Source organism: Fodinibius sp. GM21, from assembly GCF_058386955.1.
This window is the reverse complement of sequence record NZ_JBYEIQ010000002.1, coordinates 332220-352163: the sequence shown is the minus strand read 5'-3', so window position 1 is coordinate 352163 and position 19944 is coordinate 332220. Positions and strand designations below refer to the sequence as shown.

Below are 19944 nucleotides of genomic sequence, written 5' to 3'. Positions count from 1 at the left end.
AAAGCTATGTCACAACACAGAGGACTCCACCACATATCTGTTATCGCCAGCGACCCCCAAGACAATTACGATTTTTACGTCAAAAAGCTGGGTATGCGCATGGTTAAAAAGACGGTTAACCAGGATGATCCTACAAAGTATCACCTGTTTTATGCCAATTCAGAGGGAAGTCCCGGTTCCAGCCTGACTTTCTTTCCCTGGCCCCGGGCCCGACAGGGTAATCCCGGATCGGGCGAAGCAACAGAAGTTTCTCTTACGGTTCCAAAAGATTCTCTGGATTACTGGCAAAATCGCCTAGATGAGCAAGGTATTTCTCACAGTCATCCCTTTGCTCGCTTTGGCAAAACCCATATTTCGCTCAAAGATCCCGATGGCCTTCAGCTACACCTGGTGTTTGATTATGATAACGATCTCCAAAGCTGGGAGCAATCTCCGGTTCCCCAAGAGCACCAGATTCAAGGATTCTGGAGTACTACCTTAAAGTTGGATCAGGTGGATGAAACGGAAGAAATTCTGACCTCAACTTTAGGATTCACGAAAGCAGAATCAGAAGGCAACCTAACTTTGTACAAAACCGAAAGTACACTGGGCCACAGCCTGATTATCGAAAACGTTGATGAACAACCCGGTCAAAATGGAGCCGGCATTGTGCATCACGTGGCCTTTCAAAGCAAGGATGAAGAAGACTTGACGAACATGCGTTTTGAAGTCATCCGAATGGGATTACGTCCCACCGAAATTATTGACCGACACTTTTTCAAATCGGTGTATTACCGTACGCCCGGCGGCGTTCTTTTTGAAATGGCCACCAATGGTCCGGGTTACTTTGTGAATGCTGATAAATCTAAAGACCAAGCTGAAATACTGGAGCTGACGCCCTGGCACGAACCCAAACGAGATCAAATTGAGGCCGCACTGCCACCAATTAAAACTTAAATTTCAAAAAGATGTGTCATGCTGAATTCAGCCTACGTAGCCTTGCAACAAGCTGCCAAAAATTGAGTACTTGTATGGCTACTTTGGCGAAGTTGGCCTTGTTTCAGCATCTGCAATCATTAATATTTTTCAGACCCTGAAATAAATTCAGGGTGACACTAACAATTACATTGAACCAGTAATACACACTACGAAATAACAACCAATGTCCTTATTCCAAGTTGATCCCGATAATCCTTTCAACGGCCCGCATCAAAATCAGCAGGTAGTTACCGGCGGAGCCAAAATGAGTGATGCCAGAATGGCCATGATTTTCACTCATGGACGTGGCGCATCAGCCCAAAGCATGATGATGTTTGCTGATGAGTTTGAAGGAGATCACATCCACTATCGAGCCATTCAAGCCAGTAATCACACCTGGTACCCGCGGTCGTTTATGGCCCCCAAAAAGATGAATCAGCCGGGCATTAAAAGCGGACTTCAAGCGATTTATGATCAAATTTCAGAGCTTAATGAAGCTGGCATCCCGACGGAACAAATTATATTGCTCGGTTTTTCACAGGGCGCCTGCCTGACTACGGAATTTGCGGCTCGTCATCCGCAGCACTTTGGTGGTATTGTGGGGTTCAGCGGTGGACTTATTGGCGAAGAAGTAGATCCTAATAATTACCAGGGGTCGCTGGAACAAACGCCTGTATTTTTAGGATGCAGCGATCGCGATCCCCATATTCCGCAAGAGCGGGTGGATCTGACCGAAAAAGTCTTTGAAAAACTGGGGGCTGATGTCACAAAGAAAATTTATGTGGGAATGGGTCACACCGTAAACAAAGACGAAATTGAGCACGTACAGCATATCATTAATAATACAGGATAACAGCTATGGCACAATCACTTTCAGTATTAGCTTTTGCAGGAAGTCTCCGGAAAGATTCATATAACAAGGCTCTCTTACGAAATGCAAAAAAATTGGCTCCCGAAAATATCAACATTGAAGTTTTTGATCTCGAAGGCATTCCCCTCTATAACGCTGATCTGGAGGCAAAGGGAGATCCCGAACGAGTAGCAGCATTTAAGGAAGCCATTTACGAGGCCGATGGAGTACTAATTGCAACGCCGGAATATAATCACGGGGTGCCTGCGGTATCAAAAAATGCGGTAGACTGGGCCTCACGTCCGCCTAAAAATGCGCCACTCAACGAAAAACCAGTGGGACTCATGGGAGCGACACCCGGTTCTACGGGTACTGCTCGTGGGCAAAGTCAACTGCGTCAGGCCTTTGAGTTTACTAATTCCTTTTGCATGCCCCAGCCTGAATTTCTCCTTGCTCGTGCGCATCAAAAATTTGATGATGACGGAACGCTAACCGATGAAAATACCCGCAAATATCTCCACAAGTACCTTGAAGCCTACCAGAACTGGATCTTACGATTTCAATAATCTTTATTTTGTAGCTGTTATTCCATTACCGAACAATACGATCGGGTGAACTCCATTGAATGATTTGAGGCTGGCTGTTGTACTAAGTACTATTAAGTATCTGCAATAAAATTAATGATTTATGGAGTGCGCTAAATCTGTCAAAAACTGGAACGTCTCATTACTGGCATTTTTAGTTGCAATCTATACGCTCATCTCGACCCCCTCACTGGCCATTTCTAATGATTCCAAAAAACCTGACAGCCCTTCTATACTTGATTCTGCTATATTAACTGTTGCCAATGAGGATACCAGCAACTACTTATCCATTGGTGGTGCTCTTCGCTATAATCTCTATCTTGAGGATTACGGCGGATCGATTGGTGAGTCGGATAGCGAATTTACCTTCGACATGTGGCGCCTCAACGTAGAAGGACGTGCCGAAGGTATCAATATCAATTTAGAATATCGCTTTTATCCCACCTTCGGTACGCACTTTATCAAACAGGGCTGGCTGGGCTACGATTTTTCGGATCAGACAAACCTGCAGGTTGGCGTCACGCAGGTGCCTTTTGGCCTGTTGCAGTATGCTTCCCACAACTGGTGGTTCCAGCTCCCCTATTACCTGGGATTGGAAGATGACCACGATATGGGATTCAAGCTCACCACCTCTCACAACAACTGGGATTTCCATCTAGCTTATTTTATGCAGGCCGATCCCAATGGTGTGGCTGAATTCGCCCCGCAAAACACGGCTCGGTACTCCTATGATATTATTGCTGAACCCGGCGAAGGATTATCGAATTCCGAAACCAGTCAATTTAATGGACGTGCGGTTTACAATTGGAATCACGGATCGCTGGGCAGCACCGAACTCGGCGCTTCTATCCAGTACGGAGGTATTTACAACAGCGCACTTGATGAAATTTCCGAGCACTATGCCTTTGCACCTCATGTTGATGGCACTTATGGTAATTTTAATGTGAAGGCTGAATACATCTACTTCAATCACAACGTGCAAAATGATCAGGGCAACTCCGTTGACGTAGTGCAGATGGGGGCTTACGGATTTCCCTCCAGTGACGGTACGCCGGGCTATGATGTAGCCGCCCAAGGAAACATGTATGTGCTGGGTGTCTCCTATTCCAAAGAGGTAGACTGGGGACCCATTTCAAAACTCACCTTTTACAACAACTATACCTATCTGGATAAAGTAAACGACTCATTTACCGACAGCCAGCATAATGTACTTGGATTTATGGTATCCGCTGGCAACCTGTACACTTATTTTGATATCGCATCGGGCAAAAACCAACCATGGCTAACCGACAACTTTGGAGAAGGGCTGGGCGCCGGCGTCGATGATCCCCGATGGAATACGCGGTTTAATATCAATATCGGTTATTACTTTTAGCTACTATCTTTCCTATGTGATAGTAGTTCCACTATTACTCTGGCTGACATTTCGGGCGTAATGTAGTGAAGAGAGTAATCCATGTTATACATTTCGTCAATAAAAAAAGCCCGGATGATAAAACCCGGGCTTTAGATTCAGAAAAGGGTTATCTAATTACTTTGCAGGCTGTAGATACTCATCCATCACAATAACATTATTATCGCGATTGATATCAGCCATGCGTTTCGTGGGATCGATCTCAACTCGTTTTATCTCTTTCGCCGGTCGATCAACTTCAACCGTGTATGTCGGATTCACCCACGGCCAATCTTTTTTGATAGTGCGGGGAATATCCGGATTTTCATTTGGTTTGATATTTCGCATGATGCGCATGGGTATATAAAATTGTTCCTTGCTGCCATCCTCATACGTAACCATCAGGTCGATTGGCATTGGCATCAAATCTTGCCGTTTTAGCGTTATATAGGTTGTTCCATCAACACCCAACACTGAATTGATTCCGTAATCAATATGCTTAGTGCTCTCGATAAAGTACTCATAGTACCAATCCAGCACCATGTCTGATTCTTCTTCCATCACACGCAAATAATCGCGCCCATCAGGATGCTTAAACTTCCACTCTTCGAAAAAGCGTTTCATTCCTTTATCAAACGTTTCACCGCCAATGATGTAACGCAGCTGATTTAAGAATACAGCCCCGGTTGAATAAGAAGCTGTTCCATAACCACGATTGGTATGGAAGTGATCAGCATGCGTATCAAGCGCCTCCTGCTTACCATCTTTTGCGATGTCATAATATGACTGATACGAACGTTGATGTACATTTTCACCTTCACCATTATTAAATAACTGATCCATAGTCAACGCTGATGCATAGGTCGTAAAGCCTTCATCGAACCATGGATAACGACTTTCATTATTAGCTAATACGCCATAATACCACATATGAATAAGCTCGTGAACGGTAACGCCTACCAAACTGCCCAGTGATCGATTTCCGGTAATTAAGGTACCCATTGGGTATTCCATTCCCCCGTCGCCTCCTTGGATAACAGAGAACTTCTTGTAGGGATAGTCACCGAAGTTTTCGCTCATATACTGAAACGTTTTTACGGTGTACTCTGGTAGTTTTTGCCAGTTTTCACGGAGCTGCTCTTGGGAATAGCGATCGGCATTAACAGCTACCGTATCTTTTTGATAAAAGAAATGTAGCTTAGGCCCGTTTGGAACCTGGGCTGTTGTATGCGTAAAGTCGGGATCGGCGCCCCACATAAAGTCATGGACCTTGTCCGCCTTCCAGTGCCAGGTTAATTTTTCTGAATTCGGTCGTTCATACTCCTCAGCATAACCGTGGCCAATTTCTTCTGGATTCTGCAGGTGCCCTGTTGACCCCATTACATAGGAACTGTCAATTGAAATTTCGACATCAAAACTGCCAAACACACCATAAAACTCGCGGCCTATATACGGATTGGGATGCCAGCCATTATCATCATATTCCGAAATTTTGGGATACCACTGACTCATAGAAAATTCAACGCCTTCTTTATTCATCCACCCGCTGCGACGAATTTGCCGCGGCACCTGACTTTCAAACTCCATATCAAAGACAGCGGTTTCACCGGGGGCGATGGGTTCATTCAGAGTAACCTCCATGATTGTACCTTCAACCGTATAAGAAACAGCATCTCCATCTTGCTTAAGACTATTAATATGATGGTAGCCAATTTCATCCTTGGGCAATTTCTGAATGCGATCACGAACGCGGCTATCCGGATCCTCTATCGTACGCGAACGGACATCCATCATGCTATTCGGTTGAAAGGCATTGAAGTACAAGTGGTAAAATACCCGGTGCAACGTATCGGGCGAATTATTGTGATACGTCAGTTTTTGGGTTCCCGTAAACTGATGATCTTCGACATTAACGTCGACATCCATCTCATATTCAACCTCTTGCTGCCAGTAATTCTTATCTTGAGCATGAGCAGAAATAGTCATCCCCAAAAAAAGCAGTGGTAAAAGTAGGTATCGTAATTTCATAATGTGAATTTTGATTAATTGTTAGATCTTAAAAGAATATTAATTGCTCTCAGCTGAAATGATCGATGTTTAAAACGTATTACGACTTGCAAAAGCACGTCCCAGTGTGGCTTCGTCAATAAATTCGAGCTCTGTCCCCATGGGAATACCGTATGCGATACGTGTTACTTTCACATCATCAAAAGGCTTAAGCAACTTATTTATGTAGTAGGATGTGGCTTCGCCTTCCGAATCGGGATTGAGCGCTAAAATAACCTCGTCAATCTGTTCGTCGTCCTCATTGATCCGCTTCATAAGTTGCTTAATGCGAACGTCATCGGGACCGATATTATCGAGAGGAGAAATTACGCCACCGAGTACATGATAACGGCCGCGGAACTCATTGGTTTTTTCAATCAAAAATACATCCTGCGATTCTTCAACCACGCAAATCTGTCCCGTTTGCCGCTTGGCATTTTGGCAAATAGAACAGGGATCGCCGTCACTAATTACACCGCAGACAGAGCAGCGAGTAATAGATTTTTTGAGATTTATCAGCGCCTCGGCCAAATTGACCACCGACTCATCATCCTGCTTCAGCAGAAACAAAGCAATGCGCCTTGCCGATTTTCGTCCCGTTCCCGGTAGCTTGGCCAGCTGCTCTATAGCCTGCTCAAGTATTTCTGATGTTCCTTCCATGTAGCAGTTATTTTATGAAGCTGTGTATCACCCTGAACTTGTTTCAGGGTCTGTTAACATGATAGATGCTGAACCAAGTTCAGCATGACACGGTAATTAAAGCCCTAACTTACTCAGATCCATGCCTGGCATACCACCGCCGGGAAGAATATCTTTGTAGGTTTCCTGCATGCGCTCCTGGGCAGCTTCTTCAGCTTTATCCAGTGCTTTATTAACACCGGCCACTACCAGATCTTCCATCATCTCAGCATCTTCGGGATCAATAACATCCTTGTCCAGTTTGATACTCAAAATTTGGCGCTTGCCGTTGGCTTTAACTTTCACCATTCCGCCGCCGGCTTCAGCCTCAACTTCAAGCTTAGCGAGTTCCTGTTTTGCTTCTTCAACTTTTTCTTGCAGCTCGGAAAACTTCCCGAACATGTCAGCCATATTTTGATTCATAACAATAAAGTTTTCTTTTTTAATACGTTTGTTTCATACAAGACAATCTTAGAACGATTGTATAAAGATAAGAGTCTTTGACTACTGATTTAAATTATAATCCAATTCGGCGCCAAAGAGTTCAACCAGCTTTTTGATTGTGGGGTCGCGCTCCTGAAGCTTTTTAAACCGCTCATATGGACTCATTGATTCTTCACCGGTTTTTTCCTGCTTTTGCACAATGCAGGTAAGGTTAAGAAAGGCTCCAATTTCGTCCTCTAAAAATTTACCCAGGCGACGGCGATTTTCATCGACAATTTTTTTGGCAAAATCATCATTGGCCCGCAGCTTCAGGTCCCCGTTCTTTAGTTCAACGGGATCTACACGCTGCATTTGAAAGTACAGCATTTGCGGTACATGATGGCGTAGATTGTCCAAATAGTCCTCCCAGCAATCCTTAATTTCTTGCAACGAAACATCCTTGGGAGCGCGTTTTGTTGCTGTTGCCGTTTCCTTTTGCGAACTCTGTTGCAATTCCGGTTTCTTCTTTTCGTCCCTGTTTTCTGGCTTGGGATTACCAAGCGAGGAGGCACCAAACAAGTTATCAAACTCGTCTTCATCGTTAGCATGTTGTTCCTCTTCTTTTGCTGACACCTCGTTTTTTACCGAACGTTGCCCTTCGGGTAGGGACTCTTCTGTGGGTAGAGGCGAATCCTGGCCATTTGAGTCGGAGGGTGTCGACGTACTCTCCTCCACACCAGCTGAACTTTCTGTAAATTCCTTTGAATTAGATTCTGCATGTTCCTTTTGTGAAGGAGCGGAGCCATTTGAATCCGGAGTCGATCCCGTTGATGCTGATTCCGTACTTTGTTGCTGTTCGTTTTCTTTCAGAACTTCTACTTCCGAACCTGTGTCGGTTGATGCAGATAGCTCAGAATTATTTAGCTTTTTTTTTAACTGCTCCAGCTCTGTTAGCAGAGTGTTCAGCTTTTGGGTACGCTCCATATGGATAAGCTTAAGGAGCGTTATCTCAAATTGTATTTTGGGCTGATGCGCTTCCTTGATCTTGTACTGTGCTTCACTCACAATGTGAAGCATGCGCATCAGGTCATCTTCCCTAAATGCCTTGGCTGATTCCCGGTATCGTTTTTTAGTATCGGGAGATGCTTCCACCAAGTACATCTGCTCGGAGCTCTTAGCCACATAAAGGTTCCGCAAGTGCTCTGTTAATCCAACCAGATACTCTTGGATATCATAGCCCTCCTGCAGCAATTCATTAATCAACTCGAGTCCGTGACTCGCATCCTGCTCCTCTACGGCATTCATAAAGTCGAACATGCGTTCGGTGCTTACCACGTTGAGCGCTCGAAGCAACTCATCATGCTGAATGTTGTTACCGCAAAAAGCAATAGCCTGATCCATTAGCCCAAGGGCGTCGCGCAGTGCACCATCGGCTTTTTTTGCAATAACGTGGAGCGATTCTTCATCAATACTGATGCCTTCGTTTTCAGCCACATTGGCAAGGCGTTCCACGATCTGGTCAACGCTGATGCGTTTAAAGTCGAACCGTTGCACACGCGACAAAATAGTCGGAAGCACTTTATGTGGCTCCGTCGTAGCAAAAATAAAGATCACGTGATCGGGCGGCTCTTCCAGCGTTTTAAGCAGGGCATTAAACGCCGACTTGCTGAGCATGTGAACTTCGTCGACAATGTAGATCTTATAACGGCCGTTTTGCGGCGGAATGCGGACGCGTTCGCGCAAGTCTCGAATATCATCGACGCTGTTATTCGAAGCGGCGTCAATCTCAACAACGTTGAGTGTCTGATTTAACGATTCCCCATCTACATCACGATCGATTTCGTTTACCGTTCGAGCCAGTACACGGGCCATCGTGGTTTTTCCCACTCCACGCGGACCACAAAACATATAGGCATGGGCCAGCCGATTTTTTTTGATGGCATTTTTGAGGGTACTGCTCACATGCTGTTGTGATACAATATCATCAAACGAAGTAGGCCGATAGGTACGTGTTAACGCGCGATAATTATCAGACATCAGAGGCTCTTGTTGAGCTTTTAGTTATTGCTTCAAACAACGGATAAATCTACAAAAAATGAAGCCCATTTCGCAGTTGAATTTGTGAAGCAATTTTAGCTCAATATCCCACTGAATAATTGGTAGGAAGGCTGTAGGATACTCGGAAATCTGCCCAGTCGCCATAAGCAACAAGAGACAGCGGATTGAGCAGGGCACCATATTCATCAACAAAAAATACCCTGTTTTTCCTAGCTGCTGCACGTCTTCTTTGAACGAGATATTTATCGTTTCAGATGAAGATACATAAATTTCTATTCGCCTGACTTTCTTGCGATACCCTGCGAAACTGAACACCAGATTATAGGTCCCCGGATCAGACATGGAGAGCTTATAGTAACCGGTTTAATTGGTAGAAACGCCATAGGTGGTTCCGGATAAATAAACATTGGCGCCGGGAAGGCGTTCACCCGTTTGGGCATCAGTTACGGTTCCCTTAAGAATAAATTGCCCTATTGAGATTTTTGCAATAACGAAAAAGAATCAGCGACAGTAGTTTCTTATAATTGATCATGGCCAGCATGAATGCCACATTATCGCACTTTATGCAACACCATCAATCACAGCATGTTGCGGCTTATAACAGAACGATTCACCATGTTGCAAAGCCAGGAACTCGCGTTCTGAGACCCGATACTGACGACGCGCCTTTTTTAGATCCTCCAGAGGCTCATACATTCCGTCATCAGCCATAGGGAAAGTTCCAAAATGCATAGCAATACTTTTTTGAGACTGTAGTTCCTGGTGTGCTTTCACGGCCTCTTCGGGCGACATGTGAATCGCCTCCATAAACCAACGCGGCTTGTAGGCCCCGATAGGAAGAATGGACGTATTAATAGGACCCACCTCCTGTTTTATCTCTTTCAGGAAATCTCCAAAGCCGGTATCTCCTGCAAAGTAGATAGTCCCCGATGGGCTTTCAAGGACATAACCACACCAAAGGGTTTTATTACGATCGAAAAGGCCACGCCCCGAAAAGTGTCGGGCGGGAACCGCCGTAAGTTTGGTTTCATGCCCCAAACCATATTTATCCCACCAGTCCATACGAATAGTCCGGTCTACTCCCTGTCTATGTAGATACCGTTCTACGCCAAGAGGAACAATAAATTGAGGATCACATCTATTTTTTAAACGCTTTACCGCATTGATATCCAGATGATCGTAATGATTGTGGCTCAGCAACACTGTGTCGATTTGCGGCAGATCATCAAAATCAATACCTGCGGGACGTTTACGCTTGGGGCCAATCCACTGGTAGGGACTTGCTCGAAAGCTCCATACGGGATCGGTTAAAATATTTTGCCCATTAACCTGAATCAAGAAAGTGGCATGATTAATAAAAGTGATACGATGCCTACCGTGACTCATAGAGGAATCAGGAGCCGGATAATTGGGCAAATCATTTTTATCATAATTATGCCAGATCCCCCGATCGTTGCCCCCCAGCCACCATTTGAGCACCTCACCGTAATGGTGGGTTCCGGCACCATCGGGATTGACAAATTTTTTACCATCAAAATGGTCGGAATTATCCTCCACATACTTAGGAGCAGACAATAACTTATCCACAATAATGAGTGCAGTTACAAGTACCACTGCAATTGCAACTATCCAGATCATTAAACTAATACGCTTGTTCTAAAAGTTTTCAAATGGTTACAACTGGTGCTGCCATGTTTTGTTTCCCATAAATTTAATTGGCTTCATTTTTAAGATGCTTGTTGAAAAAGTCAAAAATACGGGAATATTCATCAAACCAGGCATCGGGATCTTCAAAACTATGACGTTCTGTGGGATACATCATCATGTCAAACTTTTTGCCACCTGTTTGTATTAACTTTTCGATATATTGTGCTGCATCCTGGAATCCCACATTATTGTCCGTCAGTCCATGTAAAATAAGAACCGGATCTTCGAGTTGCTCAACATACGTTATGGGCGAACTTCGGGCATAGTGGGCAGAGTCTGCTTCGGGCGTACCCAGCCGCGGCTGCGTGTACCACGGATTCGTATAGTAGTAGTTTTCCCAGTTGGTGACGGCCCGCAATGCCGCAGCGGCATCAAAATAACTTGGAGCTACGCTGGTAGCATACAATGCCATAAAACCGCCGTAACTGCCTCCGTAAATTCCAACGCGCGAAGTATCGGCCTGCGGATAATGCTCGGCCAGATGATCAATGCCATCAATAATATCACGAGTTTCATATTTGCCCATCCAGTTGGTTACATCTTCGCGAAATTCACGTCCATAGCCGGTGCTGTGACGATAATCCACTTCGATCACATAGTAGCCCTGCGCCGTCAAATACTGGTGAAACATATATTCCCGATAATAATTATTCGACCAGCCCTTGTACACATTTTGCAGGGAACCCGCTCCATGTACAAAAACTACAACCGGATGGCTCGATTGTTCAGTCTTTTTAGTAGGCCCCAGAACTGACATCGAGAGTTCTGTTTCCCCATCGCGAGCATTAAAGCGAATGTAATCTTCTTTTTGCCACTCCATCTTATCAAATCGATCAGGAATGGTTTGTGTCAGTCGCTTTTCTCCTAAATCATCCTTCACATTCAGTGAGTAAAGCTCAAACGGCTCATTAAAATAGCTGTATTGATAAACAAGGTGTGTCTTATCATCACTTAACTCAAAGTTCTGGCGATATCCTGTCTCAGTGGTCAGTTTTTCTGTTTCATTACTGTTGATATTCAACCGGTAAACATGACGTTCTCCCGGCCCCACTTCGGTTGAAGCATAGATAATCGTTTCACCATTCAGCCATTCCGCCCACGGTACTTCATATTCTCCGCTGGTATGCTGGCGAAGGTTAGACCCGTCAGGATTGGTCGTATATATATGATTCCACCCGTCTTTTTCAGATAAGATCATCAGTTTATCACCGGATGGAGCAAATGCGATTTCTGTATTATAGAGCCAACCCCTTGTCGAATCTTGAAACACTGTCGTAGGTTTATTTGAGCTGAGATCAAAAACCTTAACCTCACGTTTTTTCATTGGCGGACCGGTGACATCAAGAGCAAGATATTTTCCTCCGGCACTTATATCGGCATCAATATATCCTTTATTTTCTAAAAGCAGATCTACTTCTTTAGTTTGCAGATCAACAACTGAAACCAGCTGACGAGCAATACCGCGACGCGTAGATCCGGGTTTTACATATTGGCCTACATATTCCGGAAAATAGTATTCTTCATAATCCGAAGTATCAAACTGAGTTAGAACGAGCTGCCCATTTCCTGCCCACCCCTCAACATTAAATCCGGGCTGATCATCTTTCTTACTGGTGACTTGGGTCAGCTTTGAAGTATTAATATTAATCATCCAGATATCTCCATCCTGAACAAATGCAATTCGCTTACCATCTGGACTCCACCTCTCACCGTATTCCTCTGCTTTGGAATCAACCAATTGTCGCTTATTCGTAAAATCAAGGTCTGCAATCCAGATATCACCTTGCTCTTGATACAGCAGTTTTTGACCATCAGGTGACACCTCAAAATTTCTATCTACTTCATCAGAAACAAGATTACGTTCGCCCCCCGTAACAGGACGTCGAAATAACTCTTCCTTTGACATGGATGAATCATTAGCTTGATAATAGATATTGGACTGATCGGGAGAAAAGGAAACAATATCGGGCCTATTGCCGGCCAGCAGTGGATCGTAGAAAATTGATTCCAAACTCAGGGTGTCAAGACTGCTTTGACCGAACCCCAACGCTGGCAAAAAGAGAAATACAAAGAAAATCTTTACAAATATGCGCATGAGTATAAAAGCTATTTTTTGTTAACTGACCGATAATAAATAAAGGTTTTCTGAGATGGGCAAAGAATACAACAAGGTTTTACCTATTTGATTTTATTAGAAAACCCTGCCTAACGATAAAAGAGTTTGTTTTTCTTATGCGCAGCAACCATGGCAGCCCCCACAATACTGGCGTCATTTAGAAAGCTTGCTGCTTTAAAGGCAGTATTGATTTTAATAAACGGGAATGTTTTATCTGCTTTTCGACTTAACTGTCCACCCAAAATAAAGAGGTTCGGATGGAATATTTTTTCAAGATGTTCCAACACAAACTCCAGTCGCTTAGCCCACGTTTTTTTACGAATCCCTTCTTCTTTACGGGATTTATTTGAAGCACGTTCTTCAACAGTGGTGCCTCGAATTTCCATAAGACCAAGTTCAGTATTCGGTACAAGTCGACCATCCATAAAAAGAGAGGAACCAATACCTGTACCTACAGAAAGTACAATGGTTACGCCTTCCTGGTTTTGGCCGGCCCCGAAGTGCATCTCGGCCAGTCCAGTAGCATCCGTATCGTTAATGACCGAAAATTCATTCTCAGTAATCTCAGAAAAAAGTTGCTCAGCATTGGCATCAACCCAGGAATCATCAACGCGCTTGGCAGATAGTACAATCCCTTTATTTACAGGGGCGGGAAAGGCGCAGCCAACAGGGCCATCCCATTTAAATTCTTTACTAACAATTTGATGCATCTTAGCAAGAATCTTATGGGGAGTCGTATCATCGAGTGGAGGCGTACTTTTTCGCTCAGAAATGATCTCCCCCTTTTCGGTATCTACGATGCAACCTTTTATACCATAACTGCCAATATCTATTCCTAAGACTTCCATATGGATTTACTACTTCTCAATAAGCACCCAGCCCTCTTCATCAATCATGCGCTTGGCTTTCTTCCATTTGATGTCGATGACTTCGCCGCTGTTCATATTCTGTATTTTAACGTAATCGTTACGACCGGGCTCTTCCTCCACAGTAACGGGTTGAGGCTTCTGATCACTTCGCTGTTGCTGCCCCCCGTTTTGTTGAGCTCCGCCCCCTGACTTAAAGCCCATATTAGTAGCATCAGAATGCTGAGTTTTCGCGCGATTCATATCAACCTTTGCACGCTCTTCAGGGGCTTGCTTCATCTTCTCTTCGTCAGCCTGCATTTCGGGAATAGCCTTCCAGATAAGCGAAATAGCATCTTGGTTAATCTCATCTAAAAGCTGCTTGAACATCTCAAACGCCTCACGTTTGTACTCCAGCAACGGATCTTTCTGTCCATATGCTCGCAGACCAATGCCCTCTTTTACTGAGTCCAGCTCACGAAGGTGATCCATCCATTTACTGTCGATGGTAGAAAGTACAGCGGTACGTTCAAGGGCTCGGGCCACTTCCTTGCCTTCGTTTTCATAAGCTGCATCAACATCTACGACCACACGAAGGCGGCGAATACCGTCCGTAAAAATAACCTGTACTTTCGTCGGTTTATTGTCGGCATCAGACTCTTTGATATTCTTAATAACCTGATACAACGGCTTGGATATCATCTCCTCTTTCTGGCGATACACCTCATAGGCCCGCTCAATGATATGATCAATAAGCACATCCGGACCCATCTTGCCCATTTCTTCGCGATCCAACTTGATATCAACAGCCAGGAATCGCAGAATGGTATCGCGCAGTTTGTCGAGTTCGCCCTGTGGATAATGTTCTTCAACAACACTTTCCACAAGGTCTTCAAGCATATCATAGATATCGCTGCGAAGCTCGTCACCCTCCAGCGCGTGTTTCCGTCGTTTATAAATAACTTCACGCTGATTGTTTAGAACATCATCATATTCCAGCTGTTTCTTGCGAATACTGAAGTTATTTTGCTCAACCTTGCTTTGGGCACGTTCCAGAGATTTCGTAATCCAGGAGTGGGTAATGGGTTCACCTTCTTCGAAATTGAGGCGCTCCATCACATTGGCCACCCGATCGGATCCAAAGAGCTGCATCAGGTCGTCTTCAAGAGATACAAAAAACTGTGATTCTCCCGGATCTCCCTGTCGACCGGAACGTCCCCGAAGCTGTAAGTCAATTCGTCGTGATTCGTGGCGCTCAGTACCAAGGATGGCAAGCCCTCCCTTTTCCTTAACACCCGGTGCAAGCTTAATGTCGGTACCGCGACCGGCCATGTTGGTAGCAACCGTAACAGCGCCGGGCTGACCGGCATTTTCTACAATTTCACTTTCTTTGGCATGGTGCTTGGCATTCAGCACATTATGAGGAATCCCCTCGCGTTTAAGCATGCGACTAATTGTTTCCGAAACATCAACACTAGTGGTACCCACGAGTACCGGTTGTTTCTTCTCGTGATATTCACGGATTCGTTCAATAGCCGCATTATATTTTTCGCGCTTCGTTCTAAAGACAAGATCCTCTTTGTCATCCCGGATTACCGGTTCGTTGGTAGGGATGATAACAACATCGAGATCGTAAATCTCGTTGAATTCGCCCTCCTCGGTAGCGGCCGTACCGGTCATTCCGGCCAGCTTGTTATACATGCGGAAGTAATTCTGAAGCGTAATAGTTGCATACGTCTGTGTAGAAGCTTCAACACTCACGTTCTCCTTGGCCTCAATTGCCTGGTGGAGCCCGTCAGAATATCGACGGCCCGAAAGTACGCGACCGGTGTGCTCGTCAACAATCTGAACCTTTCCGTCCTGCACAATGTATTCTTCTTCGCGCTCGAACAGCGTGTAGGCTTTAAGTAACTGATTTACTGTATGAATACGATCACTGCGTTCAGCAAACAGGCGGTGCAATTCATTTAAACGCTTTTCACGTTTTTGGGCTACCTCCTGCTTGGCTTCTTCAATTTTTTCTTCTTTGTATTCTTCACTCCACTCATCATTTTCTTCAATTTCTTGGATTTTTTCTTCCCGAAGCTCATCCATTTCTTCATCTAGATCGGTGGTTTCCGTTCCGAGATCGGGTATCACAAAAAACTCTTCATCTTCATCGGCTTTTGTAATAAAATCCTGTCCCTTCTCAGTCATCTCGATGTTATTCATCTTCATATCCACCGAGTAGTAGAGTACTTTATCAACTTCGGGCAAGCGACGGGCGTTGTCCTGTAGATAAAATGCTTCCGTTTCCTGAACCAATTTCTGGTTTTCAGGAATCTGCATCATCTTCCGAAATTTCTTGTTCTTCGGGAATCCACGCTGGGCTCGATACAGTGCCAGACCGGCTTTTTCTCTGTTCCCCTCTTCAAGATGTTCCTGACCTTCCTTAACAAGATTTGCAACCAACTTTTTCTGAGCGCTCACCAACGATTCGACCCGTGGCTTAAGCTCTTCGTATTTTTCGGACTGGGTATCTTCGGGCACCGGACCAGAAATAATCAGCGGCGTTCGGGCCTCATCAATAAGAATAGAGTCAATCTCATCAATAATGGCAAAATTATGGTCGCGCTGCACCAGCTGTTCAGAGTTAATCACCATGTTATCTCGAAGATAATCAAACCCAAACTCATTATTCGTTCCATAGGTGATATCAGCCTGATATGCTTTGCGTCGCGGCTCGGAGTTCGGATCGTAAAGATCAACACAATCTACCTCGAGACCATGAAAGTTGAACAAAGGCTCGTTCCATTCGGCATCACGCTTTGCCAGGTAGTTATTAACCGTAACGATGTGTACACCACGACCGCTGAGGGCATTCAGATAGGCCGGCATAATGGCAGCAAGCGTCTTACCTTCACCAGTCTTCATCTCAGCAATTTTACCCTGGTGCATCGCAATAGCACCGGCAATCTGAACATCATAGGGTACCATGCTCCATTCGTTCATATTGCCGCCAACCATCCATTTCTCACCCAAAAATCGACGACAGGTATCCTTCATCACGGCGAATGCTTCAGGCAGAATTTCATCTAATACATCCTCAATGGTATCGGTTTTCTCTTGCTTGAGCTCGTCTAATTCTTCAGCAAGTTCGCGCCGCCGATTTACTGATAACTCCTCATCGCTGTTAAGTGTATCCTTTAACGATTCTATTTCTTCATCAATTTCCTTTGTGGCTTCCCTTATTTTCTGACGGAACTTTTCTGTTTTTTGCTTCAGTTCCTCATCAGAAAGTTGGTCCATGCCCTCGTAGTGCTCATTTACTTCTTCAACGATAGGCCAGATCTTTTTAAGATCGCGATCACTTTTGGTACCAAAAATGGAAGTTAAAACATCTCCAACCGTTTCGGTTAATGTATCGAACATAAAATATTAAGGGTCTCGTGCAATTTTTGTGATTTGTGAAAGTTACAGTTTACGCAGTGCCTGTTCAAATTATTTAACGGCAGATCAGGTATTTTTAAAAAACATCCTGATACCTATGCACCTTAATGTAACCGATAATTTAGGGTTCTTATTGTCTAATTTTATTTTTATTTTAGGCGTCTCTCTAAGAACTGAATTTTCATAAACCGATTTTTAACAATGAAACGTACTTACCAACCAAGCAGCAAGAAGCGTAAATCCAAGCATGGTTTCCGTAAGCGCAACAGCAGCAAGAACGGAAGAAAGGTGTTGAAGAAGCGTCGCAAAAAAGGACGTCACAGCCTAACCATTAGTGATGAAAAAGGACCGAAGTAACGATATTTCTGGCTCTGGTGATGAGGCAAGTTTACCCAGAGCCAAAATATTACGGGGCCGGAAGAACTTCCAGCGTCTTTTTGAACGAGATGCAATAACCATCCGCAATACTGTTGTTGACCTGCGGTTTAAGATTTTAGAATCAGATTCTTCCGGCTGCCTTATGGGATTTGTCGTCAAAAAAAGCTTGGGAAAAGCAAATAAACGAAATCACATGAAGCGGCTCCTCAAAGAAGCATATCGGCGCCATCAGAATATCTTATCTGAACCTATAGAAAATGCCGACATGATGTTTCACGGGGCGTTGATGGCAAAGACGACAGATGCCAATTACGCTGATGTAGAACAAAATATTATAGCTTTGCTAAGCAAAGTTCGAGACCAACTCTCTACTACTTCTCCCGGCCATTCATGAAATATCTTTTTATAGGACTTGTCCGCTTATATCAATTAGTCGTTTCTCCATGGATGCCCAGCAGTTGTCGGTATCATCCAACCTGTAGCCAATACAGTATCGAAGCATTTCAAAAACATGGTGCACTCAAAGGATTATGGCTGACCATAAAACGGGTTGGAAGCTGTCATCCCTGGAGCAAAGGAGGACATGATCCTGTGCCGGAGCAAAAACATAATTAATAATTCAGACTGAGGATTTCTTTTGGATCGTAACACCGTAACCGGATTTATATTAATATTTTTAGTAATGGTTGCATGGACCTACTATTCTATGCCATCGGAACAGGAACTTCAGCAACGACAGGCTGAGCAGGCTCGTCAGGACAGTTTAGCTGCTGCCCAGGCTGATACCCAGCAACAAACACAGGACCAAGATATTACCCAGCAGCAGGAAGAGCCTAAACAGGATGAGGAGAAAACAACTCCGCGCCTGACCCAAGATCAGGAAGAACAACCTGAGATGGGCATGTTTTCTAAAGCCAGTATCGAGGATACTACAAAATTAGTAGTGGATTCCCCCCTTTATAATGCCACTTTTACTAATGTTGGGGCCGGACCATCCAAAATCACTTTTAAGGACTACGAAACATGGGATCATAAACCGGTTCAGATGATAAAAGACACTACTGAATCGGCATACTCGTTGGGCTTTCTGACCAGGGAGAATTATAATGTAGAAACCGACAACTTGGTTTTTGAACAGGTTACTCCCGGCGATACCCTTACTCTCGGTGAAGATGATTCTACTAAAGTCAAATATGCGCTAACCATCAACGATGATAAACGCCTGATATATACATACACTCTCTTCGGAAATTCTCATCAGATTAAGCTGGACGTTGAATTTGAAGGACTTGAACGAGATATCATTGGCGGCAATTTTGACTTTGGATGGAAGTCACCGCTGAACTTCACCGAAAAAAATCCAGCTACTACCGAGGCTAGGTATGCAAAAGCATATGTATATACCGGGGGAGAGATGGAACAGCTTAAGCTTAGCGAGGCTGGACGCAATACCCAAGAATATAACGGAACTATTGACTGGGTATCTACACGGACCAAATTTTTTGCTCAAATCATAAAAACGGCTAATACCACAGAAGGTGCCCATCTTGTAGGTGAACAAAGTGGAGAAACAGATCTTTCAACCACCGAACACCGTTACAGATCGTTTATAACAACTGATATCTCCCCGCAAGGCAGTGCCTCTTTCCATATGTATGTAGGCCCCTTAGCCTATTACGCTTTGCAAGATTATGATGGAAGCACATACGGCATGGTTGATACGGGTTACAGTTGGCTTAGCTGGATTTCGGATCCCATCGTTGAGTATCTCGTTATTCCATACTTTGGTTTTGTTGACAATTATATGGGATACGGATTGGCTATTATCCTCTTTGCTATTCTGATCAAAATGGTACTGTATCCATTGACGAAGAAAAGCTACCGAAGTATGGCAGCCATGAAAGAACTGCAGCCCAAAATGCAGGAGATCAAGGAAAAATATGAGGATGATCCTGAGAAGCAGCAGAAGGCTACCATGAAATTGTACAAAGAAGAGGGCGTTAATCCGCTGGGCGGCTGTTTACCTAATCTATTGCAGTTACCGATTTTGATTACCCTCTGGCGCTTCTTCCAGAATTCTATCATGATCCGCCAACAGGAATTCTTGTGGGCCAGTGATCTCTCGGCACCGGATTATATTTTAAGTCTCCCGTTTAGCGTGCCCTTTTTAGGAGATCAAGTAGCAGGATTTGTACTGCTTATGACGGCCGCAATGTTTGCTCAAAGCAAGCTAACCGGTGGCATGGGTCCGGGCGGTGGCGGAGGAGGCGGAGCCCCCGGCGGCGTAAACATGAAAGCACTGCAATACGTATTCCCGTTTATGTTGCTGTTTATCTTTAACAATTTTGCGGCTGGACTTAGCCTCTACTACCTGATTTATAATGTCGTATCTATCGGGCAGCAGCTCATTATTTATCGCCAGATGGATAAAGAAAAAGAAGCCGCTAAGGCATAGTTACAAACAATAATTTCTATTCTGA

Annotated in this window: 16 protein-coding genes; 8 read left to right on the top strand and 8 right to left on the bottom strand. The window is 44.4% G+C overall.

The annotated features are described in order from the left end of the window. Positions 1-6: 6 nt before the first annotated feature. The 4 genes from ACT3IB_RS05455 to ACT3IB_RS05440 all read left to right on the top strand — a co-directional run bounded on the left by ACT3IB_RS05455 (position 7) and on the right by ACT3IB_RS05440 (position 3766). Positions 7-936 carry a VOC family protein gene (locus tag ACT3IB_RS05455; RefSeq protein WP_491537996.1) on the top strand — a complete coding sequence of 310 codons (930 nt, stop codon included), beginning with the start codon at positions 7-9 and terminating at the stop codon, positions 934-936. Between the two features lie 205 nt (positions 937-1141). Further along, on the top strand, positions 1142-1810 hold the full coding sequence (locus ACT3IB_RS05450; RefSeq protein ID WP_491537995.1) for an alpha/beta hydrolase: 669 nt from the start codon (positions 1142-1144) through the stop codon (positions 1808-1810). Positions 1811-1815: 5 nt separating this feature from the next. Beyond that, positions 1816-2373 (top strand): NADPH-dependent FMN reductase, encoded by a 558-nt coding sequence (locus tag ACT3IB_RS05445; RefSeq protein ID WP_491537994.1) that lies wholly within the window; start codon positions 1816-1818, stop codon positions 2371-2373. A 121-nt stretch (positions 2374-2494) separates the two neighbouring features. After that, positions 2495-3766, top strand: coding sequence for a hypothetical protein (locus ACT3IB_RS05440; RefSeq protein WP_491537993.1), 1272 nt, complete (start codon positions 2495-2497; stop codon positions 3764-3766). 156 nt (positions 3767-3922) lie between these two features. On the opposite strand, the gene ACT3IB_RS05435 is transcribed toward ACT3IB_RS05440, so the two are convergent. The 8 genes from ACT3IB_RS05435 to secA all read right to left on the bottom strand — a co-directional run bounded on the left by ACT3IB_RS05435 (position 3923) and on the right by secA (position 17068). Then, positions 3923-5812 carry a M1 family metallopeptidase gene (locus tag ACT3IB_RS05435; RefSeq protein WP_491537992.1) on the bottom strand — a complete coding sequence of 630 codons (1890 nt, stop codon included), beginning with the start codon at positions 5810-5812 and terminating at the stop codon, positions 3923-3925. A 69-nt stretch (positions 5813-5881) separates the two neighbouring features. Further along, a complete protein-coding gene (recR, locus tag ACT3IB_RS05430; RefSeq protein WP_491537991.1) occupies positions 5882-6490 on the bottom strand; it encodes a recombination mediator RecR in 609 nt (202 codons plus the stop codon). A gap of 96 nt (positions 6491-6586) precedes the next feature. Beyond that, positions 6587-6931 carry a YbaB/EbfC family nucleoid-associated protein gene (locus ACT3IB_RS05425; protein ID WP_491537990.1) on the bottom strand — a complete coding sequence of 115 codons (345 nt, stop codon included), beginning with the start codon at positions 6929-6931 and terminating at the stop codon, positions 6587-6589. Positions 6932-7012: 81 nt separating this feature from the next. Further along, the gene (gene dnaX / locus ACT3IB_RS05420; RefSeq protein ID WP_491537989.1) at positions 7013-8968 is read right to left on the bottom strand and encodes a DNA polymerase III subunit gamma/tau; all 1956 of its coding nucleotides are present in this window, start codon (positions 8966-8968) and stop codon (positions 7013-7015) included. A gap of 582 nt (positions 8969-9550) precedes the next feature. Further along, positions 9551-10627 carry an MBL fold metallo-hydrolase gene (locus tag ACT3IB_RS05415; protein WP_491537988.1) on the bottom strand — a complete coding sequence of 359 codons (1077 nt, stop codon included), beginning with the start codon at positions 10625-10627 and terminating at the stop codon, positions 9551-9553. 73 nt (positions 10628-10700) lie between these two features. Beyond that, entirely contained in the window at positions 10701-12791 is a 2091-nt protein-coding gene (locus tag ACT3IB_RS05410) for a S9 family peptidase (RefSeq protein WP_491537987.1), read from the bottom strand. 110 nt (positions 12792-12901) lie between these two features. After that, positions 12902-13660, bottom strand: a complete 759-nt coding sequence (gene ppgK / locus ACT3IB_RS05405; RefSeq protein ID WP_491537986.1) for a polyphosphate--glucose phosphotransferase — start codon at positions 13658-13660, stop codon at positions 12902-12904. A 9-nt stretch (positions 13661-13669) separates the two neighbouring features. Beyond that, positions 13670-17068, bottom strand: coding sequence for a preprotein translocase subunit SecA (secA, locus tag ACT3IB_RS05400; RefSeq protein WP_491537985.1), 3399 nt, complete (start codon positions 17066-17068; stop codon positions 13670-13672). Between the two features lie 219 nt (positions 17069-17287). On the opposite strand from secA, the gene rpmH reads away from it, so the two are divergent. From rpmH to yidC, 4 genes are read left to right on the top strand one after another with little or no spacing between them, the layout of a single operon-like run. Then, positions 17288-17443 carry a 50S ribosomal protein L34 gene (gene rpmH / locus ACT3IB_RS05395; RefSeq protein WP_491537984.1) on the top strand — a complete coding sequence of 52 codons (156 nt, stop codon included), beginning with the start codon at positions 17288-17290 and terminating at the stop codon, positions 17441-17443. Continuing rightward, positions 17424-17858: a ribonuclease P protein component gene (locus tag ACT3IB_RS05390; protein ID WP_491537983.1), complete on the top strand. Its 435-nt coding sequence runs from the start codon at positions 17424-17426 to the stop codon at positions 17856-17858. The genes rpmH and ACT3IB_RS05390 overlap by 20 nt, the downstream gene beginning before the upstream one ends. Further along, positions 17855-18079 carry a membrane protein insertion efficiency factor YidD gene (yidD, locus tag ACT3IB_RS05385; RefSeq protein WP_491537982.1) on the top strand — a complete coding sequence of 75 codons (225 nt, stop codon included), beginning with the start codon at positions 17855-17857 and terminating at the stop codon, positions 18077-18079. The genes ACT3IB_RS05390 and yidD overlap by 4 nt, the downstream gene beginning before the upstream one ends. 22 nt (positions 18080-18101) lie before the next feature. Further along, positions 18102-19919, top strand: a complete 1818-nt coding sequence (gene yidC / locus ACT3IB_RS05380) for a membrane protein insertase YidC (RefSeq protein WP_491537981.1) — start codon at positions 18102-18104, stop codon at positions 19917-19919. Positions 19920-19944: the final 25 nt, after the last annotated feature.